This is a genomic window from Mycobacterium sp. IS-836 (assembly GCF_001954275.1).
Taxonomy (GTDB): Bacteria; Actinomycetota; Actinomycetes; order Mycobacteriales; family Mycobacteriaceae; genus Mycobacterium.
Window position 1 is genome coordinate 63,293 of the sequence record NZ_MBEU01000027.1, and the last position, 23,435, is coordinate 86,727.

23 protein-coding genes and 1 riboswitch are annotated in these 23,435 nt (G+C 68.3%); of the genes, 14 read left to right on the forward strand and 9 right to left on the reverse strand.

Annotated features, from left to right (window positions below; all coding sequences use genetic code 11):
• Positions 1-22 precede the first annotated feature (22 nt).
• A complete protein-coding gene (locus A5747_RS09605; RefSeq protein WP_076123585.1) occupies positions 23-1,405 on the forward strand; it encodes an HNH endonuclease signature motif containing protein in 1,383 nt (460 codons plus the stop codon).
• A 75-nt stretch (positions 1,406-1,480) separates the two neighbouring features.
• Positions 1,481-2,335, forward strand: coding sequence for a DUF4436 domain-containing protein (locus tag A5747_RS09610; protein WP_076123586.1), 855 nt, complete (start codon positions 1,481-1,483; stop codon positions 2,333-2,335).
• Here the strand turns inward: A5747_RS09610 and A5747_RS09615 are convergent.
• Genes A5747_RS09615 through A5747_RS09625 form a run of 3 tightly spaced genes read right to left on the reverse strand, consistent with a single transcriptional unit; the run spans position 2,332 to position 4,918 of the window.
• Positions 2,332-2,949 (reverse strand): hypothetical protein, encoded by a 618-nt coding sequence (locus tag A5747_RS09615; protein WP_076123587.1) that lies wholly within the window; start codon positions 2,947-2,949, stop codon positions 2,332-2,334. The genes A5747_RS09610 and A5747_RS09615 overlap by 4 nt on opposite strands.
• A gap of 19 nt (positions 2,950-2,968) precedes the next feature.
• Entirely contained in the window at positions 2,969-4,153 is a 1,185-nt protein-coding gene (locus A5747_RS09620; protein WP_076123588.1) for an acyl-CoA dehydrogenase family protein, read from the reverse strand.
• A 15-nt stretch (positions 4,154-4,168) separates the two neighbouring features.
• On the reverse strand, positions 4,169-4,918 hold the full coding sequence (locus A5747_RS09625; RefSeq protein WP_076123589.1) for an SDR family NAD(P)-dependent oxidoreductase: 750 nt from the start codon (positions 4,916-4,918) through the stop codon (positions 4,169-4,171).
• A 70-nt stretch (positions 4,919-4,988) separates the two neighbouring features.
• On the opposite strand from A5747_RS09625, the gene A5747_RS09630 reads away from it, so the two are divergent.
• The 6 genes from A5747_RS09630 to A5747_RS09655 are packed head-to-tail and all read left to right on the forward strand — an operon-like array spanning position 4,989 to position 10,389.
• Positions 4,989-5,354, forward strand: coding sequence for a DUF3054 domain-containing protein (locus A5747_RS09630; protein WP_076123590.1), 366 nt, complete (start codon positions 4,989-4,991; stop codon positions 5,352-5,354).
• The gene (locus A5747_RS09635) at positions 5,351-6,268 is read left to right on the forward strand and encodes an SAM-dependent methyltransferase (protein WP_076062713.1); all 918 of its coding nucleotides are present in this window, start codon (positions 5,351-5,353) and stop codon (positions 6,266-6,268) included. Before A5747_RS09630 ends, A5747_RS09635 begins: the two co-directional genes overlap by 4 nt.
• Positions 6,269-6,315: 47 nt before the next feature.
• The gene (locus A5747_RS09640) at positions 6,316-6,813 is read left to right on the forward strand and encodes a GNAT family N-acetyltransferase (RefSeq protein WP_076123591.1); all 498 of its coding nucleotides are present in this window, start codon (positions 6,316-6,318) and stop codon (positions 6,811-6,813) included.
• Entirely contained in the window at positions 6,810-7,916 is a 1,107-nt protein-coding gene (locus tag A5747_RS09645) for an LLM class flavin-dependent oxidoreductase (RefSeq protein ID WP_076123592.1), read from the forward strand. Before A5747_RS09640 ends, A5747_RS09645 begins: the two co-directional genes overlap by 4 nt.
• On the forward strand, positions 7,913-9,034 hold the full coding sequence (locus A5747_RS09650; RefSeq protein ID WP_076123593.1) for an LLM class flavin-dependent oxidoreductase: 1,122 nt from the start codon (positions 7,913-7,915) through the stop codon (positions 9,032-9,034). Before A5747_RS09645 ends, A5747_RS09650 begins: the two co-directional genes overlap by 4 nt.
• Entirely contained in the window at positions 9,031-10,389 is a 1,359-nt protein-coding gene (locus A5747_RS09655; RefSeq protein ID WP_076123594.1) for an NtaA/DmoA family FMN-dependent monooxygenase, read from the forward strand. The genes A5747_RS09650 and A5747_RS09655 overlap by 4 nt, the downstream gene beginning before the upstream one ends.
• On the opposite strand, the gene A5747_RS09660 is transcribed toward A5747_RS09655, so the two are convergent.
• Both A5747_RS09660 and A5747_RS09665 read right to left on the reverse strand, forming a co-directional pair.
• Complete coding sequence (locus A5747_RS09660) at positions 10,361-10,786, reverse strand: nuclear transport factor 2 family protein (RefSeq protein ID WP_076123595.1); 426 nt, start codon at positions 10,784-10,786, stop codon at positions 10,361-10,363. The two genes, A5747_RS09655 and A5747_RS09660, sit on opposite strands and share 29 nt — an antisense overlap.
• 10 nt (positions 10,787-10,796) lie before the next feature.
• Positions 10,797-11,543 (reverse strand): MBL fold metallo-hydrolase, encoded by a 747-nt coding sequence (locus tag A5747_RS09665; protein ID WP_076123596.1) that lies wholly within the window; start codon positions 11,541-11,543, stop codon positions 10,797-10,799.
• A gap of 41 nt (positions 11,544-11,584) precedes the next feature.
• Here A5747_RS09665 and fgd point away from each other — a divergent pair, with 41 nt between their 5' ends.
• From fgd to A5747_RS09685, 4 genes are all read left to right on the forward strand, one after another.
• Positions 11,585-12,595 (forward strand): glucose-6-phosphate dehydrogenase (coenzyme-F420), encoded by a 1,011-nt coding sequence (gene fgd / locus A5747_RS09670; RefSeq protein WP_076123597.1) that lies wholly within the window; start codon positions 11,585-11,587, stop codon positions 12,593-12,595.
• Positions 12,588-14,666 carry a phosphate acetyltransferase gene (gene pta / locus A5747_RS09675; RefSeq protein WP_076123598.1) on the forward strand — a complete coding sequence of 693 codons (2,079 nt, stop codon included), beginning with the start codon at positions 12,588-12,590 and terminating at the stop codon, positions 14,664-14,666. The genes fgd and pta overlap by 8 nt, the downstream gene beginning before the upstream one ends.
• Positions 14,656-15,813 carry an acetate kinase gene (locus tag A5747_RS09680; protein WP_076123599.1) on the forward strand — a complete coding sequence of 386 codons (1,158 nt, stop codon included), beginning with the start codon at positions 14,656-14,658 and terminating at the stop codon, positions 15,811-15,813. Before pta ends, A5747_RS09680 begins: the two co-directional genes overlap by 11 nt.
• Positions 15,814-15,934: 121 nt before the next feature.
• Positions 15,935-16,798 (forward strand): endonuclease domain-containing protein, encoded by an 864-nt coding sequence (locus A5747_RS09685; RefSeq protein ID WP_076123600.1) that lies wholly within the window; start codon positions 15,935-15,937, stop codon positions 16,796-16,798.
• Positions 16,799-16,840: 42 nt separating this feature from the next.
• Here the strand turns inward: A5747_RS09685 and A5747_RS09690 are convergent, their stop codons facing one another.
• The 3 genes from A5747_RS09690 to glnX are packed head-to-tail and all read right to left on the reverse strand — an operon-like array spanning position 16,841 to position 21,443.
• Entirely contained in the window at positions 16,841-19,135 is a 2,295-nt protein-coding gene (locus tag A5747_RS09690; protein ID WP_369805041.1) for a serine/threonine-protein kinase PknG, read from the reverse strand.
• A gap of 11 nt (positions 19,136-19,146) precedes the next feature.
• The gene (locus A5747_RS09695) at positions 19,147-20,124 is read right to left on the reverse strand and encodes a glutamate ABC transporter substrate-binding protein (protein WP_076123602.1); all 978 of its coding nucleotides are present in this window, start codon (positions 20,122-20,124) and stop codon (positions 19,147-19,149) included.
• Positions 20,124-21,443: a protein kinase G-activating protein GlnX gene (gene glnX, locus A5747_RS09700; protein ID WP_076123603.1), complete on the reverse strand. Its 1,320-nt coding sequence runs from the start codon at positions 21,441-21,443 to the stop codon at positions 20,124-20,126. Before glnX ends, A5747_RS09695 begins: the two co-directional genes overlap by 1 nt.
• A gap of 139 nt (positions 21,444-21,582) precedes the next feature.
• Here glnX and A5747_RS09705 point away from each other — a divergent pair, with 139 nt between their 5' ends.
• Positions 21,583-22,215: an NUDIX hydrolase gene (locus A5747_RS09705; RefSeq protein WP_076123604.1), complete on the forward strand. Its 633-nt coding sequence runs from the start codon at positions 21,583-21,585 to the stop codon at positions 22,213-22,215.
• On the opposite strand, the gene thiE is transcribed toward A5747_RS09705, so the two are convergent.
• Positions 22,187-22,858, reverse strand: coding sequence for a thiamine phosphate synthase (gene thiE, locus A5747_RS09710; protein ID WP_076123605.1), 672 nt, complete (start codon positions 22,856-22,858; stop codon positions 22,187-22,189). The two genes, A5747_RS09705 and thiE, sit on opposite strands and share 29 nt — an antisense overlap.
• Positions 22,859-22,889: 31 nt before the next feature.
• A riboswitch (TPP riboswitch) is annotated at positions 22,890-23,000 on the forward strand.
• Between thiE and A5747_RS09715 the strand changes: the two genes are divergently transcribed.
• A partial coding sequence (locus A5747_RS09715) for an FAD-dependent oxidoreductase (protein ID WP_142245506.1) occupies positions 22,991-23,435 on the forward strand: 445 nt, incomplete at its 3' end. Its footprint overlaps the riboswitch before it by 10 nt.

The window sequence follows — 23,435 nt, forward strand, 5'->3', positions numbered from 1 at the left end:
AGCACCTTCTATAATCGAACGTATGTTCGAAGAGATGGACGACGGCGCCGTGGTCGATGCGATCACCGCCGCGGCCCGTGCGCAGAACGCCGAGTGCGCGCGTGAATTGGCGGCGATCGGCGAGCTGTACGCGCGCCGGGCGCCGGCCGACGACGCCGACCGGTTCAATTGGGCCATCGACGGCCACGAGAACGTGGTGGCCGAGGTGGCCGCGGCGATGCGCATCAGCCGAGGCCGGGCCGCGGCTCGGTTGAGGTACGCGATTGCGTTGCGCGAGCGCCTGCCCCGAGTGGCAGAGGTATTCGCCCGGGGCGACATTGATTTCCGGCTGATAGCGGCCGTGGTATACCGCACCGAGTTGGTCGAAGATCCCGAGCTGGTCGCGAGGTTGGACGCGACGGTAGCGAGGCATGCCCCGAGCTGGATGCGGATGTCCGCGCCGAAAGTCGTTGAGCGTATCGACATGTGGGTTGCGCGGTTCGACCCGGCCGGTCTGCGGGTCCCGGGCGCTCGCACCGAGGATCGCTATGTCGAATTTCTGCCGGCGGCTCCCGGGCTCGCCGGGTTCTATGCGCAGCTGCACTCCACCGACGGGGCCGCGTTGGATCGCGCCCTCGACGAGCTGGCCGCTACCGTCTGCCGGGACGACCCGCGGACCAAAAAGCAGCGGCGCGCCGACGCGCTGGGTGCGCTGGCCGCCGGGCTGGACGGGCTGCGTTGCCACTGCGGTACAGCGGATTGCACCGCCGCACAACGGGAGCCGGGCACCAATGTTGTCATTCATGTGCTAGCCGAAGAGGCGGCGGTCAAAGGCGACTCGCAAGCTCCGGCATACCTACCAGGGTTCGGCCCCGTGCCGGCGCCGCTGCTGCGCGATCTGGCTGCTTCCGCCAAGATCAAGTCGCTGCCGATTGCGCGGGCGAAGTCCGAAGCCGGTTACCGCCCTTCTGCGGCGTTGGCCGAATTCGTCCGGTTCCGCGATCTGACATGCCGATTCCCCGGTTGCGATGCGCCGGCTGAGGTTTGCGATATCGACCACACCGTGCCGTTTCCGCTCGGTCCCACCCACCCGTCGAACCTCAAACTCGTGTGCCGCTACCACCACCTGCTCAAGACCTTCTATACCGATTGGCGCGATCTCCAGTTGCCCGACGGAACGGTGGTGTGGACGTCTCCGTCCGGTCGCACGTACACAACGAAACCGTTTGGTGCTCTGCTGTTTCCGGCGCTGGCCGTCCCGACCGGAGCGCTGACCCCGCCGACTTGCATGCCGGCGCCGCAGCCCAACCGCGGAGTGATGATGCCGCTGCGACGACGAACCCGCGCCCAGGAACGCGCCGCCCGCATCGGCTGGGAACGCGGCATCAACGAGGCCCGAATGGCGGCCGACCCGCCGCCGTTCTAGCGCGGATATCGAAAGCGCTTGTGGCGTAGGGGTACTGCACCGAACAGAACCATCGCGCCCTTACACTATTTGGTCATGAGATTGCGGATCGTCGGTCTGGTGGTCGTGTTCGTTGCGGCCTATATCGCCACGATGACGCTCTACGCGAGGTCCGGTTGTGGCTGTCCCATTCAACTTACTCAGGGTCAGCCCGCTGCCGACGGAACCACGGTGACCATCAACTTCGATGAACTGCAGTCTGTGAAGGGCGTCCTCAACGCCAACGTGACGGTTACGCCCGGGCCCGACCTGCTGGATCAGCGAACCGGGGGCCTCAAGGAGGACCTCGGTGTCCGGGTCCACTCCGCGGCAATGCCCACCAAACGCGAGTGGTCGAAGGGCACGGTGCCGGGCGTCTTTTCCGTTGCACTGCCCGTTGTCGGTGACCCTTCGGACTGGCCCTTCGATCGCTACGACTCGGGACCAGTCACAGTCGATCTGTTCCGCGGCGCCGCGGAAGTACCGGAACGGACTTGGGTCAAATTCGTTGACCGCGTCCCGGGCTGGCGGCTCGACATTCCCGTTGGTAGTAAAGCCGGTGTGCCCGAACCCTACCGGGTCGAGCTGCATCGGTCGCCGAGCACCGCGGTGTTCGCTGCCGTGATGGTCGCGGTGTTGATCGCGCTTGCCGGAGTAGGTGTCTGGGTCGCGGCGCAGACGGCCCGCGATCGGCGACTATTCCAACCGCCGATGACAACCTGGTATGCGGCAATGCTTTTCGCGGTGATACCGCTGCGCAATGCCCTTCCGGACGCACCGCCGCTGGGGTCCTGGATCGATGTCTCGGTCGTGCTTTGGGTCATCGTCGCATTGGTCGGCTCGATGCTGCTGTACCTGTCCTGCTGGTGGCGACACCTAAAGCCCGACATCGTCGACACGCCAACGGTTTAGAACGGCCAGGCGCCCGCATTCGTCTTGTACTTGCCGTTGAGCTGGCTGCAGAAGTCGTCAGACGTACCAGCGAGCAAGATGTAATAGGCTTCGCCGCCGCGACTTTCGAAGGAGTTGGGGGTGGTCCAGCCGTTGTCGCACATCGACGTCTGGTTGCCGGTGGTGGGCCTGCGCCAGTTCGTTTTGGCGCAGCTCGCAAGGGCGTCGACGTTGCCGGCGGTGCTCTTCGCGGCGACCAGCATCGCGCCGCCCCACAGGCCGTCGTTGCGCCGGTAGGCGCGCGCCCCGAATCCGGCATTGTTGGTCTGGCAGGCCAGCGCGCGGCGCAGCAGCCCGAAGGGCGCGGCGAGCTGCGCATTGCTGACCGCGGCGGCGGCCGTGATGAACTGGGCCGCGTCCGAGCCGTCTACCTCTTGGACATTCGGATTCCCGAGACTCGTCAACTGCTGCGCGATCCCGGCATTGTTGCCGCCGCCGATGATCGCTCCGCCCCCGCCGGACGTCATCGCGGGCAGCGTGACATCGGCGGTCGCCGTTGGTATCTGAGCCACAGCACTCAGCGACAGCACACCCGCCGCAATAGCCGCGCCAATGCGAAGCGCCATGGTTCCCAAGGTTACCGACCGGCCGCCCTCAGCGGAAGGCGTCGCTGCCGGTGAACGCCTGGCCGAGCACCAGCTGGTGCATCTCTGGGGTGCCCTCGTACGTCAGCACCGACTCCAGGTTGACCATGTGCCGGATCACGGGATACTCCAGCGATATCCCGTTGCCGCCCAATATAGTTCGAGCATCCCGGCAGATTTTGAGCGCCTCACGGGTGTTGTTGAGCTTGCCGAAGCTGACCTGTTCGGGCCGCAGCCCGACGCTGTCCTTGAGGCGGCCGAGGTGCAGCGACAGCAGCTGGCCCTTGTGCAGTTCGACCGCCATGTCGACGAGTTTTGCCTGGGTCAACTGGAATCCGGCGATCGGACGGCCGAATTGGGTGCGCTGCGTGGCGTAATCCAGTGCGGATTGCCAGGCCGCTCGGGCCGCTCCCATCGATCCCCAGATGATCCCGTAGCGCGCCTCGGACAGGCAGGACAGCGGCCCCCGCAGCCCCTTCGCCTCGGGCAGCATCGCGTCGGCGGGCAGTCGCACGTCGTCGAGCACCAGTTCGCTGGTGATCGATGCCCGGAGCGACAGCTTGTGGTGAATCGTGTTCGCGGCGAAGCCGGGTGTCTTGGTGGGGACGATGAACCCGCGGATCCCGTCGTCGGTGGCGGCCCACACGACCGCGACGTCGGCGACCGAGCCGTTGGTGATCCATAGCTTGCGACCGTTGATCACCCAGTCCGCACCATCGCGCCGCGCAGTGGTTTTCATCGCCGCGGGGTCGGATCCGACGTCGGGTTCGGTCAACCCGAAGCAGCCGAGCAACTCGCCCGCGGCCATGCCGGGCAGCCACTGCTGCTTTTGTTCCTCCGAGCCGAAGTTCCAGATCGCGAACATCGCCAGCGATCCCTGCACCGAGACCATCGACCGAATGCCAGAGTCGGCGGCCTCCAGCTCGGTACAGGCCAGGCCGTAGTGCACGGCCGACGCCCCGCCACAGCCGTAGCCGTGCAGGTGCATGCCGAGCAGCCCGAGCTGGCCGAACTGCTCGGCGAGCTCGCGGACCGGCAGGTCGCCGATCTCGAACCACTCCGCCACGTGGGGGAGGACGTGTTCGGCGCAGAACTTCCTGGTGGTGTCGCGCACCGCGATCTCGTCGCTCGACAGGGATGCGTCGAGGCCGAGCGGGTCGTATCGGTCGAAGGCGGGAGGCGCATCAGTGCTCATGGGGCCAGCCTGCCACTAACCAGCCATCGTGAGACCACCGCTGACGCTGATCACCTGTCCGGTGATGAACGACGCGGCGTCGGAGGCAAAGAACAGCACCGGTGCCGCGACCTCTTCGGGACGCGCCAGACGGCGGAACGGAATCGCTTTGACCAGCGCCTCTTTCAGCTTCTCGGGCTGTGCGTGAAACAGCGGTGTGTCGGTCGGGCCTGGACACACGCAGTTGACGGTGATCCGATGGCGGGCCATTTCCCGGGCCAGGGACTTGCTCAGCGCGATAACGCCGCCCTTTGCGCCGGCATAGATAGATTCACCCGAGCTGCCGACGCGGCCGGCATCGCTGGCCAAGTTGATCACCCGTCCGCCCGCGTGGGTCTCGATCATCGCGGGCAGGAACGCACCGCACACATGCACTGGACCCAAGTAGTTGATCGCTACCACTTTGGCCGCGAATTCCGGTGTGGCATTGAGGAATTGGTCGGTGCGGTCCCAACCGGCGGCATTGACGACGATGTTGGGCACCCCTACCTCGTCGTGTGTGCGGTCACGCAAGGCGTCGACTTGGGCAGGATCGGCGACATCCACCGGCAGCGCGGTGATCAGCTCAGGTTGCTCCGCCGCGGTGGCCGCTGCGGTCGACTCGTCGAGATCGGCAGCGACGACCCGGTTGCCCTGGGCGGCGAATCCCAGGGCGATCGCCCTGCCGATGCCCGATCCGGCGCCGGTCACTAGCGCCAGTCTGCCGGGATGTGAATGGCTAATCACTGCCGACGAAATCTAGGTTCACCACGGCGTTGGGGTCAAGGACGACCGCCGCGCCCGGTAGTCTCGCTGCATGCAACGGCTGGCCTGGCTGGGCATCGACGTAGTCGCTGTGCTGGTGTTCTGCGCCCTCGGACGCCGCAGCCACGCCGAAGGGCTCACCATCGGGGGCGTCGCGACGACGGCGTGGCCGTTCCTCACCGGAACCGTCGTCGGGTGGCTGGCGTCCCGGGCTTGGCAGCGCCCGACGGCCGTGGTTCCCACCGGGGTGGTCGTGTGGTTGTGCACGGTGGCGGTGGGCATGCTGCTGCGCAAGGCCAGCTCGGCCGGGGTGGCGGCGACTTTCGTACTGGTCGCGGCATCGGTCACCGCGGTCCTGCTGCTCGGTTGGCGAGCCGCCGTCGGGCTGACCGCGCGGCACGGCGCAAACCGACGATGACACGGACCGACGACGACACCTGGAATCCGGCCACCGGCGTCGGAATGACCGCGACGTTCGGCGCCGTCGCGAGGGCGGTGGGCACCAACAAGGGGCTCATCAACGACCCGTTCGCCGAGCACCTGGTTCGTGCCGCGGGCGTGGATTACTTCACCAGGTTGATCGAGGACCAGCGGTACGCCGATGACGCCGGCAGATCGCCCGTAGTTACCGGGCTCATCGATGTCCTTGCGGCACATACGCGATTCGTGGACGAATACCTCGCCGAGGCCGGGAAGGCCGGCATACGACAAGTGGTGAACCTGGGCTGCGGGATGGACACCCGGCCGTATCGGCTGTGGTGGCCATCGGGGACCACGGTGTATGAAATCGATCAGCCGGAAATCGTGGATTTCACGACAGACGTGCTACGCGGGCTGGGCGCCGAACTGACCGCGAACCGCCGCGCGATCGGCATCGATCTTCGTGAGGATTGGCTGGACGGGCTGCGGCGTGTGGGTTTTGACGCCTCCCAACGCACGGTATGGGTTGCCGAGGGGCTGTTGGTTGGGTACCTGGCGCCCGACGCACAGAATCGGTTACTCGAAACACTCACGGCGGCCAGCGCTACCGGTAGCCGGCTCGCCGCTGATCACATGCCCACGTGGACCCCCACGCAGCTGGAGGAGGGGCGGGCGTTTATGGATATCTGGCGCCAGGAGGGGCTGGACGTCGATCTGGCCGGGCTGACCTATTCCGGCGAATACCGCTATGTTCCCCAGCATCTGGCGGCCCGCGGCTGGGAAACGGTCGAGCGGAAGGTCGCGGATTTATTCGCCCCGATCGGAATGGCCGGCCGGTGGCGCGGCAGCCCGGAAGACGAGGCGATCACCCCGCGGTACGTCACCGCCACCCGGTCCCGGCCGCGCGGTTGAGCCCTGGCCGGAATGCATCCACGTGGCAGGCGTTAGACAGTTAGGTGATGCCCAGTTCCCAGCTCCGGTTCGTAGCCGCCGCCCAGGATGACCCCCTGGCGCAGCCGCTGCTGGCCGAGCTGGCCGTCGAATACGCGCAGCGATACGGCGGTACACCGAGCGCGCACCTGTCCTGGCTGCCGGTGCCGCCCGCGGAGCTGGCCGCGCCGGACGGCGGCCTGCTGATCGGCGTGCTGGACGGCGTGCCGGTGACGGGCGGCGCGTTCCGGCGTTTCGACGACGAGACCGCCGAACTCAAGCGGATCTGGACCGACCGCGCGCATCGGCGCTGCGGCTACGCGAAGGCGCTGCTGGCGGCGCTGGAGGCGGAGACCGCGACGCGCGGCTACCGCCGGCTGTACCTGATCACCGGCAACCGCCAGCCCGAGGCCGAGGCGCTGTACGACGCGACCGGGTACACCCGGGTGGAGGCCGAGCCGATTCCGTCCTGGGGCCCGTTTCATCCCATCGCGTTCGAGAAGATCCTCGCGGGGGGACCCGCATGACCGCTCCGTTGCATCTGGCGGTCGCACTCGACGGGTACGGCTGGCACCCGCAGGCCTGGCGTTCCACACTGGCGTCCGATCCCGACACCCCGTCGGTGCTGAGCGGCGGCTACTGGTCTCACCTGGCGGCCACCGCCGAGCGCGGGCTGCTCGACTTCCTCACCATCGACGACACGTTGATGCCGCAAATCGGACGGGGCGAGCGCATCCATCCCGATCGCCTGGCCGGCCGCGGCGACGCCGTGTTGATCGCGGCCCGCATCGCTCCCGCGACGCGCCACATCGGGCTGGTTCCGGTGGCCACCGTGACCCACACCGAGCCGTTTCATATCTCCAAAGCCATTGCCACCCTTGACTTTGTGTCGCGCGGCCGGGCGGGCTGGCAACCGCGGGTCAGCGTCACCGCACACGAGGCCGCGCTGTTCGGCCGGCGGAACGCGGCCCAGATTCCGCTGTCGCCTCTCTTTGAAGAGGCCACCGAGTACGTCGACGTCGTGCGGCGGTTATGGGATAGCTGGGAGGACGACGCGATCATCCGCGACGTGGCCACCGGGCGCTACGTCGACACGGACAAACTGCACTACATCGACTTCGCCGGCAAGCACTTCTCCGTCAAGGGGCCGTCGATCACGCCGCGACCGCCGCAGGGTCAGCCGGTGGTCGCCGCGCTGGCGCACGCCGGCCCCGTCTACGAATTCGCCGCCGCCACAGCCGACCTCGTGTTCATCACGCCCACCGACGAGGCGTCGGTCCGCGGCATCCTCGGCGAGGTACGCGCGGCGGGCGGCACCGGGCTGAAGGTGTTCGCCGATGTGGTGGTGTCTTTCGACGGTAACGGGGACTTCCGGTCCGACGCGCTCGTCTTCTCCGGCAGCGCAACGGAGTTGGTGGACTTGCTGGTGGATTGGCAGCGGCTGGGCATCGACGGTGCGCGGCTGCGTCCGGCGATCAACGCCACCGACCTCCCGGTGATCGTCGACGAGGTGGTGCCGCTGCTGCAGCGGACCGGACGGTTCCGCGACGGCTATCGGGACGGCGAAACGCTGCGCGCGCGCCTCGGCCTCCCGGTCGCCGTCAACCGGTACACGGCGGTCAGCCGATGAACGGGGTTCCCATCTCGATCCTGGATCTCGCGCCGGTCAGCGAAGGCGGCGACGTCGCGACGGCGTTGCGCAACACCATCGAGCTGGCCCAGCGGGCGGAGGAGTGGGGTTATCGCCGCTTCTGGATCGCCGAGCATCATTTCGTCGCCGTCGCCAGTGCGGCACCGGCGGTGCTCATCGGACAAATCGCGGCCGCTACCAACACGATTCGGGTGGGGTCGGGCGCGGTGCAGCTCAGCCACACCACGGCCGCAGCGGTGGTCGAGAGCTTCGGCATGCTGGACGCGTTCTACCCGGGCCGCATCGACCTCGGCTTGGGCCGCTCGGCCCAGCGACGAATATCGAAGCCGAAAGGGCCGCGACCCCCAAGGCCGGAACCGTCGCGCGAATGGCGCGAGGTCGACGGGGTGGTGATCCCGCCACCGTTCGACCTGCGGGGGTTGCTGGGCAGCGGCCGGGTGAAGGCGAGCATGTCGGTCCTGCAGCAGCCCGAGGCGGTCGCGCCCGACTTCGAAGAGCAACTCGGCGACATCATCGCCATGCTCGCGGGCACCTACGAGGTCGACGGCTTCGACCTGCATGCGGTGCCCGGCGAGGGCGCGGCGCTCACGCCGTGGATCTTCGGCAGCAGCAGGGGACGCAGCGCCAAGGTGGCCGGTGCGCTAGGCCTTCCGTTCGTCGCCAGCTACCACATCACCCCCGCCACCGCGCTGGACGCCATCGACGCCTACCGGGACGCCTTCGTGCCGTCGGCGGCGTTGGCGCGGCCCTACGTCGTGGTGTCGGCCGACATCGTGGTGGCCGACGACAGCGCCACGGCCAAACAGCTGGCGTCCAGCTACGGCCAATGGGTGTACTCGATTCGGGCCGGGGGCGGGGCCATCCCGTATCCCGACCCCGACCACTGCCCGCCGCTGACCGACGAACAACTGGCCGTGGTAAAAGACCGGATAGCAACGCAATTCGTGGGCAATCCGGACGAAGTCGCCGAGCGGCTGCACACCCTGCAGCGGGCCACCGACGCCGACGAACTCGTCATCACCTCGGTGACCCACCGCCACACGGACCGCCTGCGCTCCCATGAGCTCATCGCCAAACGATGGGGCCTGGCCGGATGAGCGTTCGGGAGGGCAAGCAGCGCAAGCCCATTCATCTGGCCGCTCATTTCCCGGGGGTCAACAACACCACCGTGTGGACCGATCCCAGCGCGGGCAGCCAGATCGAATTCGACTCGTTCGTGCACCTGGCCCGCACCGCCGAGCGCGGGTTGTTCGACTTCTTCTTCCTGGCCGAGGGGCTGCGGCTGCGCGAGCACCGCGGCCGGATCTACGACCTGGACGTGGTGGGCCGGCCGGACACCTTCACCGTGCTCGCGGCCCTGGCGGGCGTCACCGAACGGATCGGGCTGACCGGCACGATCAACACCACCTTCAACGAACCATTCGAAGTGGCAAGGCAATTCGCAACACTCGATCACCTGTCCGGCGGCCGCGCCGGATGGAACATCGTCACGTCGTCGGACGCCTTCACCGGCGCCAACTTCCGGCGTGGGGGATTTCTCCAGCACGCCGACCGCTACCTGCGCGCCGAGGAGTTCGTTACCGTCGCCCGTAAGTTCTGGGACAGCTGGGAAGCCGATGCCGTGCTGGCCGACGTCCAAGCCGGGAGCTACGTCGACCCGGACCGGATCCACAGCGTCGAACACATCGGCCCGCAGTTCGAGGTGCGCGGCTTCGCGACGCTGCCCGCCGGCCCGCAGGGCCATCCGATCCTGCTGCAGGCCGGCGACTCCGACGACGGCCGAGCATTCGGCGCCCGGCACGCCGACGCCCTGTTCACCCTGCATTCGTCGCTGGAAAACGGGCAGCGCTACTACGCCGACGTCAAGGGCCGGGCCACGTCCTATGGCCGAGACCCCAACCGGCTCAAGGTTTTTCCGGCGGCGACGTTCGTCATCGGCGACACCGACGCCGAGGCCGAGGAGATAGCCCGCCACATCCGCTATCAGCAAGTCAGCGGCGCGACGGCCATCGCGATGCTTGAGCAGGTGTGGGGCCGCGAGCTCTCGGACCACGATCCGGACGGGCCGCTACCCGATTTCGATCCGGTCGTGGACAGCGACATCACCCAGGGGCGGGTGCGCCACGGTGACCCGGTCGCGGTGGCCCGCCGCTATCGCGAGCGCGCCGCAGCCGACAACCTGTCGATCCGCGAACTCGTCATCGCCGTCACCAGCCGGCAGCAGTTCGTCGGCACCCCCGCCCGAATCGCCGACGAGATCGACCTCTACATCCAGGCCGATGCCTGCGACGGGTTCATCCTGGTGCCCCACCTGACACCGCATGGTTTGGACGAGTTCGTCGATCGCGTGGTCCCGCTCTTGCAGGAGCGCGGCGCGTTTCGCACCGGGTACAGCGGCGAAACGCTGCGCGATCACCTTGGGCTTACTTGTGATACGCGTCGTCCTGGATGACCTTGACTCCGCGCCAGCCCCAGTAGACGCAGTGGCGCTGGATCAGGCCGTCGGCGATCTCCATGACCTCGACGAAATCCATCTGCTCGCCATCGGGTGTAGCGCGGGGGTACTCGAAGATCATCGTTCGGCTGCCATCGGTGAGGAAGCCGGTGCGGTAGTAGGTGCGTAACGGCGGCTTTCGTGCGGCGACCCGTTCGAGCAGCGGCCGCAACTCGTCGTGCCCGCGGCATATCCCGCTTTCGGTGCCCATCGTCAGCGGAACCGCCGGGCTCTCCAAGACCGCGTCGGGAGCGTAGAGCGCGAGTAGCGCCTCCACGTCGTCGTTGCTGAGCGCCTCGTCCCAGTCGTGGTAGATCCGTTCGGCGGATTGCTGAAAACTTTCGTTGTTTGACATGCCCCTCCTTTCAATGCGCCAGCGCGAGTGCCCGATCGGTCGCCTCACGGATGGGGCCGCGCCACACGTCGCCGTGACCCGGCAGCAGCGCCGCCGTATCCAGTAGGGCGAGCGCGCTCAGGCTGCGCAGGCAATTCTGTTGGCTGTGGCTGAACACCGCCGGTAGCAGCTGCGGCCCGCTGTGCCGCAGCAACGGGTGGCCGGTGATCAGCGCGTCGCCGCTGGCCAGCACGCCGTCGACGACGTACGAGCAATGCCCGCTGGTGTGGCCAGGCGTGGAAATGGCCATCGGGTGACCGGGCAGGCCGGCGGCGGTCTCGGCGGTCAGCGGCTGCGTGGTCGGGATGCCGTCGCGGGTCAGGCCGCCGCTGCGGACCACGTGGAGGCCCCAGACCGCCCACCGCGGCCGCCAAATGCGCAGGGCGACATCAAGAATCGACACCTGTTCCAGGTACTCCCGCTTGGCGTGGCCCACTTCGTCGGCGTGGCAGTACACCGGCGTGCCGTGCTGGCTGGCGAACCAGATGGCCGAGCCCAGGTGGTCGATGTGCGCGTGCGTCAGCAGGATGGCGCGAACATCGCCCGCGCCGTAGCCCAGCTGCCGCAGCGAGGCCAGCACCGCCTCCCGGTCGCCGGGATAACCGGCGTCGATCAACATGACGCCGGTCCCGTCGACGACCACGGTCCAGTTAACGGCCGGGCCCTGGGCGAGGTACACGCTGTCGGTGACCTGGACAAGGTTCGGTGCCGGTCCCATGCCCCCGAGTTTAGGAGCGGCTGGAGGAGTAGAAATAACTGGTGGCCGAACTGAAACTTGGATACAAAGCCTCCGCTGAACAATTCGCACCGCGCGAGCTCGTCGAACTGGCTGTCGCCGCCGAAGCGCACGGCATGGACAGCGCCACCGTCAGTGATCACTTCCAGCCGTGGCGGCACAAGGGCGGGCATGCGCCGTTTTCGCTGGCCTGGATGACCGCCGTCGGCGAACGCACCGAACGGCTCGTCCTGGGCACCTCGGTGCTCACCCCGACCTTCCGGTACAACCCCGCCCTCATCGCCCAGGCCTTCGCGACGATGGGCTGCCTGTACCCGAACCGGATCTTCCTCGGTGTCGGCACCGGCGAGGCCCTCAACGAGATCGCCACCGGATACGAGGGCGAGTGGCCGGAGTTCAAGGAGCGCTATGCGCGGCTGCGCGAGTCGGTGCGGCTGATGCGCGAACTGTGGCTCGGCGACCGCGTCGACTTCGAGGGCGAGTACTACAAGACCAAGGGCGCCTCGATCTACGACGTGCCCGAGGGCGGGATCCCGATCTACATCGCCGCGGGTGGACCGCAGGTGGCCAAGTACGCCGGCCGGGCCGGCGACGGGTTCATCTGCACCTCCGGCAAGGGCGAAGAGCTCTATAAGGACAAGCTGATCCCCGCGATGCGCGAGGGCGCCGAAGCGGCGGGCAAGAACCCCGACGACATCGACCGGATGATCGAGATCAAGATCTCCTACGACACCGACCCCGAACTGGCCCGGGAGAACACCCGGTTCTGGGCGCCACTGTCGCTGACCGCCGAGCAGAAGCACAGCATCGACGATCCCATCGAGATGGAGAAGGCCGCCGACGCGCTGCCCATCGAGCAGATCACCAAGCGCTGGATCGTGGCGTCGGACCCCGACGAGGCCGTCGAAAAGGTCGGCCAGTACGTGCAATGGGGCCTCAACCACTTGGTGTTCCATGCGCCCGGGCACGACCAGCGCCGATTCCTGGAGCTCTTCGAAAAGGACCTGGCGCCCAGGTTGCGGCGACTTGGCTGAAACCTCCGCGATCTACATCGCGGCGCCCGAGCCCGAGACCGGCAAGTCGACGATCGCGCTGGGGCTGCTCAACCGACTGACCGCGACCGTCGCCAAAGTCGGTGTGTTCCGGCCGATTGCCCGCCACGACGGCGACCGGGACTACATCCTGGAATTGCTGCTGACGCGCACCACCGCGGGGCTGCCCTACGAGCGGTGCATCGGCGTCACGTACCAGCAGCTGCACGCCGACACCGACGCCGCGATCGCCACCATCGTCGACGCCTACCACGCGATGGCGCAGGCGTGCGACGCGGTGGTGATCGTCGGCAGCGACTACACCGACGTCGCGACCCCCGCCGAGCTCTCGGCCAATGCCCGGATCGCGGTCAACCTCGGCGCACCGGTGCTGCTGACGGTGAGCGGAAAGGGTCGCAGCCCAACCGAAGTCGCCAGCGTCGTCACCCTCTCCCTCGCCGAGCTACTCGCCCAGCGTGCCCACACCGCCGCGGTCGTCGCCAACCGCTGCGAGCCCAAGGAGCTGGGCGCCGTCGCGGAAGCACTGCGCTCATTCGTCCCGCCCAGCTATGTGGTGCCGGACGATCCGCTGCTGTCGGCGCCGACCGTGGCCGAATTGCAGCAGGCGGTGGGCGGCACGCTGGTCAGCGGAGACGCCGAGCTGGTGGGACGCGAGGCGATGAACGTGCTGGTGGCCGGGATGACGGCGGACCACGTGCTGGAACGGCTCCGCGACGCCACGGCGGTGATCACCCCCGGCGACCGCTCCGACGTCGTGCTGGCCGTCGCGAGCGCCCATGCGGCCGAAGGCTTTCCGTCACTGTGCTGCCTGATCCTCAACGGCGGATTCGACCTGCATCCCTCGATCTCGGCGCTGGTGTCGGGCCTGCGGCTGCGGCTACCCATCATCGCCACCGAGCTCGGCACCTACGACACGGCCAGCGCGGTCGCCTCGGCGCGCGGCCGGGTCACCGCCACGTCGCAGCGCAAGATCGACACGGCCGTGGAGCTGATGGAGCGGCACGTCGATATCGCGGATCTGCTGGCGCAGCTTGCCATTCCGATCCCGACGGTCACCACGCCGCAGATGTTCACCCACCAGCTGTCACAGCAGGCGCGCTCGGATCGCAAGCGCATCGTGCTGCCCGAGGGCGACGACGACCGGATCCTCAAGGCGGCCGGACGGGTGCTCAAACGGTGCATCGCCGACCTCACCATCCTGGGTGACGAGACCAGAATCCGGTTGCGCTCGGCCGAACTCGGGGTCGACTTGAGCGCGGCCAAGATCGTCGACCCAGACGACGAGGACCTGCGAAACCGGTTCGCCGAACAGTACGCCGAGTTACGCAAGGCGAAGGGCATCACCGTCGAGCAGGCGCACGAGATGATGCACGACGTCTCGTATTTCGGCACCATGCTGGTGTACAACGGCATGGTGGACGGCATGGTGTCCGGTGCCGCCCACACCACGGCGCACACCGTTCGCCCGGCGTTCGAGATCATCAGGACCGCTCCGGACGTCTCCACCGTGTCGAGCATCTTTCTGATGTGCCTGCCCGATCGGGTACTGGCCTACGGTGACTGCGCGATCGTCCCGGATCCCACGCCCGAACAGCTCGCCGACATCGCGATCAGCTCGGCGCGCACCGCGGCCCAGTTCGGCATCGACCCGAAAGTGGCCATGCTGTCCTATTCCACCGGCAATTCGGGTAGCGGCGCCGATGTCGACAAGGTCAGGGCAGCAACGGAATTGGTGCGTGCGCGGGATCCGCAGCTGCCGGTCGAGGGCCCCATCCAGTACGACGCCGCGATCGAACCCTCGGTCGCGGCCACCAAGCTGCATGACTCGCCGGTCGCCGGTCACGCCACCGTGCTGATCTTTCCCGACCTCAACACCGGCAACAACACCTATAAGGCGGTGCAGCGCAGCGCCGGGGCGATCGCGATCGGGCCGGTACTGCAGGGCCTGCGCAAACCCGTGAACGACTTGTCCCGGGGCGCGCTGGTCGAGGACATCGTCAATACCATTGCCATCACCGCGATTCAGGCGCAGGGCGTGCACGATGGCCGATAACGCGGTCCTGGTGATCAACGCCGGCTCGTCGTCGCTGAAATACCAGCTGGTCGACCCCGATTCCGGCGCGGCCCGCGCGACCGGCAACGTCGAGAGCATCGGCGAGCCGTCGTCTCGGGTCGCCGACCATGAGGAGGCGTTGCGCCTGGCGTTCGAGCACCTGGCCGAGGGCGGCATAGACCTCAAGTCGTGCGGCCTGCTGGCCGTCGGACACCGGGTCGTGCACGGAGGCAACAAATTTCATGCTCCGACGTTGGTTGACGACGCGGTTCTCGCCGACCTCGACGCGCTATCGGAGCTTGCCCCGCTGCACAATCCACCCGCGGTGCGGGGAATCAAGGTGGCACGAAAGCTGCTGCCGGATGTTCCGCACGTCGCGGTGTTCGATACCGCGTTCTTCCACGACCTGCCGCCCGCGGCCGCGACCTACGCCATCGACCGTGACCTCGCCGAGCGGTGGCAGATCCGCCGCTACGGGTTTCACGGCACGTCGCACCGGTATGTCAGCGAGCAGGCCGCCGCGTTTCTGGGCCGGCCGCGCGGCGGCCTGAAGCAGATCGTGCTGCATCTGGGCAACGGCGCCTCGGCCTCGGCGATCGCCGGCAACCGGCCCATCGACACCTCGATGGGCCTGACCCCGCTGGAGGGCCTGGTGATGGGCACCCGCAGCGGCGACATCGACCCGGGCGTGATCGGCTACCTGTGGCGGACCGCGAAGATGGGTGTGGACGAGATCGAGTCGATGCTCAACAATCGGTCAGGCGTGTGGGGCCTGGCCGGTGAGCGTGACTTCCGCCGGCTGCGGGCGATGATCGAATCGGGGGACGGCGCAGCGCAATTGGGCTACAGCGTGTTCATTCACCGGCTGCGCAAGTACATCGGCGCCTACCTGGCGGTCCTGGGCCACACCGACGTGATCAGCTTCACCGCCGGAATCGGCGAGAACGATCCGGCGGTCCGCCGCGACGCGGTGGCCGGCATGGAGGAGCTGGGCATCGTGCTGGACCAGGCGCGCAACCTCGGGGCCGGCAAGGGCGCGCGACAGATTTCCGCGGACGACTCGCCGATCACCGTGCTGGTGGTCCCGACCGACGAAGAGCTTGCCATCGCCCGCGACTGCGTCAGCCTGCTGGGCCGCGGGACTTAAAGTCTTCGTCGAGTGTGCGTTGAGGGCGTGGAGTGTGCGATCACGCCGCCCACGATGCACACTCGATGAGCCTTGTGCATAGACGAAGTCGCGGTTGGCGGTGTTATGCAAGTGTCGCGCCATGCGGCACCTGGGAGAACCGTTCATCGGTAGCGAGGCACTGAGGCTGGGCGAGGTGACCCGCCATCAACTGCGGAGGGACTACCGCGCACTGTTTCCGAATGTCTATCTTTCCCGGGATGCGGAGGCGTCGCTCGAACGGCGTATCGCCGCGGCGTGGCTCTGGTCGGGCCGCCGCGCGACCATCGCGGGAGCCGCCGCCGCCAGATTGCATGGCGCCGAATGGATTCCCGACGATGTTCCGGTCGAGCTGATCCATACCAACCCCCACGCACCTCGCGGCGTGCTGACGCGGCGCGACGCGCTGCTGGACGGCGAGACGCAGATTATCGACGGCCGCGCCGTCACCACGGCCGAACGGACCGCCTTCGACATCGGCCGGCGCGGGGCCGTTCATTCGGCCGTTGCGCGGCTGGACACGCTGGCATACGCGACGGATTTCAAGGTCGACGACGTATTGCGAATCGCCGCAGGCCATCCGGGCTCGCCTGGGCTGCGACGGCTAGAGGCGGCGCTGGAGCTGGTCGACGCGGGCTCGCAATCGCCGCGGGAGACCTACCTGCGGCTGCTGCTCATCGATGCGGGTCTGCCGAGGCCGCAGACCCAGATCCCGGTGTTGGGCGCCGACGGCATTCCGGTCGCCTACCTCGACATGGGCTGGGAGGACCGGATGGTCGCCGTCGAGTACGACGGCGACCATCACCGCAGCGACCGCCGGCAGTACGTCAAGGACATTCGGCGGCAGGAGATGCTGGAGCGAATGGGCTGGATCATCGTCCGGGTCGTCGCGGAGGACGGCCCCGCCGCTACGATCCGACGAGTCAAATCCGCGCTGGCCGCATCGAGTGTGCGCCAAGGGCTTTGAGTGTGCGCGCAGGCCGCCCAGGACGCACACTCGAGAACAAAATCAGAACGTGCTCGTCGGCCGCACCTTGTTGGCCATGTCCACCAGCGTGTAGCGGTGCCGCTGCGTGGGCGCGACGCGAGCCAGGGCGCGCAGCGACGCCTCGACGCCCAGCCGCAGCCCGTGTTCGGTGAACGGGAAACCGAGGATGTGGTTGGTGCTGGCGTCGTTGTCCTCGAGCCAGTCCATCGCGCCACCCAGAACCAGGGCGCGGATCTGCAGCACGCGCGGTTCGGTGGGCGGCAGCGCCTCCACGCGTCGGGCGGCGTCGCGGATCTGCTCTTCGGTGATTTCGTTCGTCGAGCGGCCGGACATCAGCGTGACCGCGCTCGTCAGGCGCGCGGTGGTGAAATGCCGTGAGGTGGCCGGGACTTCGTCGAGGGTGCGCACCGCGGCGGCCCGATCACCCTCGGCGGAAAGCGCCCGGGCCAAACCGAAGGCCGCGGAGATCACGCCGTCGTTCGTCTTCCACACCGTCTCGTAGTACATGTGCTCGTCGGTGCTGCCAGCCAGCTCGGCGGTGGCGGCCAGCGCCAGTTTGGGCGCCAGCTCGCCGGGGAAGGTGTCCAGCACCTCGGTGAAATGTTTGATGGCGGAGTCGTAGTCGCCGGTTAGCAGCTCCGCGACGGCCCGGTACCAGACCAGCCGCCAGCGCCAGCCGACCCGCTCAGCCAGGTCGTCGATCTTGCGGGTGGCCTTCGCCACGTCGCCGAGGTCCAGCAGCGCGCGGACTTCCATCAGCGGCAGCTCCACCGACTCGGATACATCGGCGCCCTCGGCGTCCAGCGAGCCGTGGCGGGCGGCGCGCAGCGAGTCCAGCGTCTGCACCGGCTGGGACAGCACCGTCGCCTGCAGCACCGGCGCGGCGACGTCCGTCGGATCGACCAGCGGCACCGGCAGGGCCGTCACGATCTCCCGAGCGGTCAGCCTCTCCGAATGCACCTGTCCGTCCAGGTACACGTCGGTGTGCGCGACCAGCAGGTCCACCCCGAACGTCGAGCGACTCGGGGAAAAGATCGTCGACAGCCCCGGCCGCGGCACCCCGGTGTCCTGCGCGACCACCTCCCGCAGCACGCCCATCAGCTGGGCGGACATCTCGTCGGCCGTGGAAAACCGGCGCCGCGGGTCCGGGTCGGTGGCGCGGCGCAGCAGCCGGCCGAACGAGTCGTACGTGGCCAGCACCGGGTCGTCCTCGGGCAGCCCATCCACATAGCGGCCGTTGCGGGTGCGCAGATTCAGCGTCAACGCCGCCAAAGTCCGCCCCACCGTGTAGATGTCGGTGGCGACAGTGGGACCGGTCCGCACGATTTCCGGCGCCTGGAAGCCGGGTGTGCCGTAGAGATAACCGAAGGAATTGATCCGCGACACCGCGCCCAAGTCGATCAACTTGAGCTGCTCCTCGGTGAGCATGATGTTCTCCGGCTTCAGGTCGTTGTAGACCAAGCCGATGGAATGCAGATAGCTCAGCGCGGGCAGGATTTCCAGCAGGTACGCGACGGCCTCCGCGACCGGCAGCTTGTCCGCCTTGCCGTCCTTGAGGCCCCGCTTGAGCGACTGCCCGCCGATGTACTCCATGACGATGTAGCCGACCGGATCGCCATGCCGGTCGGTGTGTTCGACGAAGTTGAAAATCTGCACGATCTGCGGGTGAACCACCTCGGCGAGGAACTGCCGTTCGGCCATCGCGATCGCCTGCGCCTCGGCGTCCCCGGAGTGCACCAGGCCTTTGAGCACCACCGGGCGGTCGTTGACGTTGTGGTCGACCGCCAGATACACCCAGCCCAGCCCGCCGTGTGCGATGCAGCCCTTGACCTCGTACTGGCCCGCGACGATGTCGCCGGGATTCAGCTGGGGCAGGAACGTATACGGGCTGCCGCAGGATGGGCACCAGCCCTCCGACGCCCCCTTGCCCTCTTCCCCGGACCGGCCGACGGGCTTTCCGCAGTTCCAGCAGAACCGCTTCGATTCCGGCACCACCGGGTTGGTCATCAGGGCTTCGAGCGGATCGATGTCCCGCACCCGCGGGATCTCGACCAGTCCGCCGCCGAGCTGCCTGGTCGGCGGCAATACGCGGGTGGCGACGGTCCGCTCCTGCGGTTCGGTATCGACACCGTGGATGAGCGGGAAGTCGTCGTCATCGTCGTCGAAATCGGGACGGAACAGGGCCTGGGTGGCCTGCAGTCGTCCCGTCGGCATCCCACCGGTCTGGGTGTCCGGCGGCTGCGTGGCGGGACTGACGTCCTCGTCCGGTTGGCCGGCCGGTTCGGGCGCCTCGCGGTTCTTGTCCGCTTTCTTCATCGGCTCGGCCATCAGTCCACGTACCTCGGCGCGGGCGGAGCGGGCGCCGGGCCCAGCACCGTTAACCACTTGCGGTACAACGTGTTCCACGTACCGTCCCGGCGGATCCGCTCCAGCGTGCCGTTGACGAAGCGGACCAGTCCCGTGTTGTTCAGGTTCATCCCGATGCCGTAGGGCTGGGTGGCCAGGTTCGGTCCGACGATGTGCAAGTAGGGATCCTCTTCGACCAACCCGGCGAGGATCGAGTCGTCTGTGCTGACGGCGTCGATCTCCCGCTGCTGCATCGCCACGAGGCAGTCGGCCCAGTTCACCACCGACACGACGACCGGCGGCGGCACGATCTCCCGAATCCGCTGCAGCGACGTCGTGCCCCGCGCCACGCAGACCCGCTTGCCGGACAGGTCGGCCGCCCTGGCGATCGGCGAGTCACGCGGGGCCAGGATGCGCTGGTTCGCGTCGAGGTAAACGGTCGAGAAGTTCACCAGCTTGCGCCGCTCACAGGTGATCGTCATGGTCTTGACGACGACGTCGACCTCGGATTGCTGCAGCGCGGTGACGCGCTCGTCGGACGACAGGATCCGGTACTCGACGTGCGACGGGGCGCCGAAGATGTCGCGTGCGATCTCGCCGGCGATGTCGACGTCGAAACCGCTGATCTCGCCGGTGATCGGGTCGCGGAAGCTGAACAAGTTGCTGCCGATGTCGAGCCCGACGATCAGCCTGCCGCGGGCTCGGATGTCGGCCACGGCGGCGTCGGCCTCGGGCTTGGTGGCGAAGGGCCGCAGGCTTGCCGTCGCGTTGCAGTCCTCGGTGGAGTCACCCTGCGGCAGCGGGGGCTCCGGCGGCAGTTGGTCCATGCCCACCGGAGAGGGTGGCGGCAGCGTCGGCACCGTCGCCACTGTCAGCGATTCGGTGTGGCTGCAACCCGCTACGACGACCGCGGCGGCGAGTGCGCCGCACACCCGTCGAACCCGGGCCGGACGGACCATTATCGATACTCTTTCAGCCGTGGCCACAGGCCCAGCGCGACCGCGATGGCGGCGCCGAGGCTGAGCACTACGCCGCCGACCTGGGCGCCCGACAGCCCGCCGCGCGCGGCGAGGACGTCGTTGCGCAGGTGGATGCGGCTTTGGTCCATGGCCTTACCCAGCTGGTCTTCCAGCCGGTCGAAGGCGGGGGTGGAGTCGTCCTCGCCGCTACCCAGCGCGACCTGGGTGGCGGCGCGGTAGTTGCCCACCGAGATGTAGGAGTTGAGCCGGTCGTTGGCCTGCCGCCAGCGGACCAGCAGCTGATCGGCGCCCTGCAGGTCGGGCTTGTCGACGGCATCGCTGCGCGCCATGTACTGCTCGAGCTGGGCGTGCATGGAGTCGATGCGCTCATAGAACGACTGCTTGCGCCGGTCCTCGTCGCCGCGCCGGATCAGCGACAGCGTCTCGTCGGCTCGCGCTTGCTGAGCGGTGATCGCGACGTTGGTCACCGTCTTAAGTGACTCCGCCGCAGTGTCCTTTGCGCTGCGACTCGCGGTCGTCGAGATTGTCAGCGCAGTTCCGACCCACACCACCATGACGAGAATACCGAGCGCGCCGACGACCAGTCCCGGGTTGATCCGGCGCCGGGTGCGCCGGGCCAGCCAGCGATGGGAGAACGCGCCGAAGACCACCGTCGTGGCGACGACCAGGATCACCGGAGCCGGGAAGTGGGTCGACGCGGTGGTTTCCGTATCGACCCGGTCGGCCGTGGCCTGGTAGAGCTGCGCCGCATCGGGCAGGATCGTCGATTGCATCAGCCCCGAGGCCTCCGACAGGTAGGCCGCGCCGACCGGGTTGCCCGCCCGGTTGTTGGTTCGCGCGATCTCGATCAGGCCGGTATAGACGGCCAGTTCGGCGTTGAGCTTGCCCAGCAATTGCACCAGCGGTTCATCGGTCAGCCCGCTTGATGCCCGGGTCACCGCCACCGCGGCGTCGGTGATCGCCTGCTCGTAGCGCTGCCGGACCGGGCGCGGCTCGGCCTGGGCGATGAACGCGGTGGCCGCCGCGGCGTCGGCGACCGACAGCGTGGTGTACAGCCGGCCGGCGGCGAACGAGAGCGGCTCGGTGTGGTTGAGCACCGTGGTCAGCACCTGCTGCCGGTGATTGATGGTCGTCGAGGTGGCAAAGGCGCTGGAGACGCCGAGCGCCGCCAGCACGATCCCGATGGTCAAGATGCGGCCCGGCGTCGTCGAGATGAACCACCAGCGTGGATGAGCCGGTTCGGCCGGCGACCGCGACCCCAGCGGTTCGGTCGACGGGTGCGCCAGCTCAACCGTCACGTCTGTTCAGACCTCAGCTTTCGGCCTCGAAAAAGTCGCTGTACGAACCTTTAAGCGAATTCTAAGAGAATGTTCCGGCGTGTGGGGGGAGGCGGAGGCAATTGGGCCCGGGCGTCGCAGACCTGCATATCCTGAACTCGTGCAGGGCGACGGTGACGGATGGGTGATATCCGACGGCGGCGTCCACTATTGGGGCCGCTTCGGCGCGGCCGGTCTGTTGCTGCGAGCCCCGCGACCCGACGGCACCCCGGCGGTGCTGCTGCAGCATCGCGCCGTGTGGAGCCATCAGGGCGGCACGTGGGGGTTACCGGGCGGCGCCCGCGACAGCCACGAGTCCCCGGAGGAGACGGCGGTCCGCGAAGCGCGTGAGGAGGCGGGGCTGCTCGCCGAGCTGCTGGCCGTGCGGGCGACCGTGGTCACCGCCGAGGTCTCCGGGCACGGCGGTGCGCGCTGGAGCTACACCACGGTCGTCGCCGACGCCGCCGAGCCGCTGCACACCGTGCCCAACCGCGAAAGCGCCGAGCTGCGCTGGGTCGGCGAGGACGAGGTCGCCGACCTGCCGCTGCATCCCGGCTTCGCCGCCAGCTGGCAACGGCTGCGCACCGCCCCCGCCCTGGTGCCGCTGGGCCATGCCGACGAACGGCGGCAGCGCCTGCCGCGAACCTTGGAGATCGAGGCCGGGGTGTTCGTCTGGTGCATGCCGGGCGACGCGAATCAGGAACCTTCGCAGCTGAGCCCGCGGATCAGCTCGCTGCTGCAAGCGCTGACTTGAGCCGCTGCGCCGCGGCCCCCGGATCCTCGGCCGCGGTAATCGCGCGCACCACCACGACCCGGCGTGCCCCGGCCTCGAGCACCTCGGGCAGCCGCTGGGCGTCGATGCCGCCGATCGCGAACCACGGTTTGTCGGAACCCAGTTCGGCGGCGGCGCGCACCAGCCGCAGGCCGGGCGCCGCGCGACCCGGCTTGGTCGGGGTGGGCCAGCAGGGGCCGACGCAGAAATAGTCGGCGTCGCCGGCAACAGCGGCGGCGAGCTGGCCCGAGTCGTGGGTGGACAGGCCCAGCAGCGTCGCCGGCCCGGCGATCTCCCGCGCCACGGCGAGCGGCAGGTCGCCCTGCCCCAGATGCAGGGCGTCCGCGCCGGCCGTACGGGCGATATCGGCCCGGTCGTTGACGGCGAACAGGGCGCCGTGCCGGTGCGCGGCGTCGGCGAGAATCTCGCACGCCGCCAGCTCGTCGCGCGCCTCGAGCGGTCCGAACTGCCGCTCGCCGGCCGAGCCCTTGTCCCGGAGCTGGATGATGTCGACCCCGCCCGCCAACACGGCGTCGGCGAATTCGGCCAGGTCGCCGCGCCCCCGCCGCGCGTCGGTGCACAGGTACAGCCTGGCCGCGGCCAGCCGCGTGAGACGTTCGTGCACACCGCGACGCTAGCGCGCTAGCGTAGGACAAGAAGAAGAGCACGGGAGTCCCGGCGAGCGGGGACTGAGAGTGGGCGCGCCCGCCCTTACCGTCGAACCTGATCCGGGTCATGCCGGCGAAGGGAGCAGAGGATGCCGATGGCCGGCTCGGTAGCCGTAGTAGGCGGCGGCGTCATCGGATTGTCGATCGCGCGCGCGGCGGCGCGGGCCGGGTGGTCGGTGCGGGTGCACCGCACCGGGCAGGCCGGCGCGTCGTGGGTCGCCGCAGGCATGCTGGCCCCGCACAGTGAAGGCTGGCCCGGGGAAGAGCGGCTGCTGCGGCTGGGCCTGGAATCGCTGCGGCTGTGGCGTGCGGGCGGCTTTACCGACGGGCTGCCACCAGAGGTGATCACCGCACGCGAGTCATTGGTGGTGGCCGTCGACCGGGCCGACGTCGCAGACCTGCGCACCGTCGCCGACTGGCTGTCCGCGCAGGGGCACCCGGTGATCTGGGAGTCGGCCGCCCGCGACGTCGAACCGCTACTGGCACAAGGCATTCGCCACGGCTTCCGGGCACCGACCGAACTGGCGGTGGACA

Coding starts and splice junctions, on each gene's coding strand:
- A5747_RS09630 (WP_076123590.1), top strand. CDS start 4,989: ATGCAACGGCTGGCCTGGCTGGGCATCGACGTAGTCGCTGTGCTGGTG.
- A5747_RS09640 (WP_076123591.1), top strand. CDS start 6,316: ATGCCCAGTTCCCAGCTCCGGTTCGTAGCCGCCGCCCAGGATGACCCC.
- A5747_RS09645 (WP_076123592.1), top strand. CDS start 6,810: ATGACCGCTCCGTTGCATCTGGCGGTCGCACTCGACGGGTACGGCTGG.
- A5747_RS09610 (WP_076123586.1), top strand. CDS start 1,481: ATGAGATTGCGGATCGTCGGTCTGGTGGTCGTGTTCGTTGCGGCCTAT.
- A5747_RS09660 (WP_076123595.1), bottom strand. CDS start 10,786: ATGTCAAACAACGAAAGTTTTCAGCAATCCGCCGAACGGATCTACCAC.
- A5747_RS09685 (WP_076123600.1), top strand. CDS start 15,935: ATGCGGCACCTGGGAGAACCGTTCATCGGTAGCGAGGCACTGAGGCTG.
- A5747_RS09665 (WP_076123596.1), bottom strand. CDS start 11,543: ATGGGACCGGCACCGAACCTTGTCCAGGTCACCGACAGCGTGTACCTC.
- A5747_RS09635 (WP_076062713.1), top strand. CDS start 5,351: ATGACACGGACCGACGACGACACCTGGAATCCGGCCACCGGCGTCGGA.
- A5747_RS09690 (WP_369805041.1), bottom strand. CDS start 19,135: ATGAAGAAAGCGGACAAGAACCGCGAGGCGCCCGAACCGGCCGGCCAA.
- A5747_RS09605 (WP_076123585.1), top strand. CDS start 23: ATGTTCGAAGAGATGGACGACGGCGCCGTGGTCGATGCGATCACCGCC.
- A5747_RS09655 (WP_076123594.1), top strand. CDS start 9,031: ATGAGCGTTCGGGAGGGCAAGCAGCGCAAGCCCATTCATCTGGCCGCT.
- A5747_RS09680 (WP_076123599.1), top strand. CDS start 14,656: ATGGCCGATAACGCGGTCCTGGTGATCAACGCCGGCTCGTCGTCGCTG.
- A5747_RS09695 (WP_076123602.1), bottom strand. CDS start 20,124: ATGGTCCGTCCGGCCCGGGTTCGACGGGTGTGCGGCGCACTCGCCGCC.
- A5747_RS09650 (WP_076123593.1), top strand. CDS start 7,913: ATGAACGGGGTTCCCATCTCGATCCTGGATCTCGCGCCGGTCAGCGAA.
- A5747_RS09620 (WP_076123588.1), bottom strand. CDS start 4,153: ATGAGCACTGATGCGCCTCCCGCCTTCGACCGATACGACCCGCTCGGC.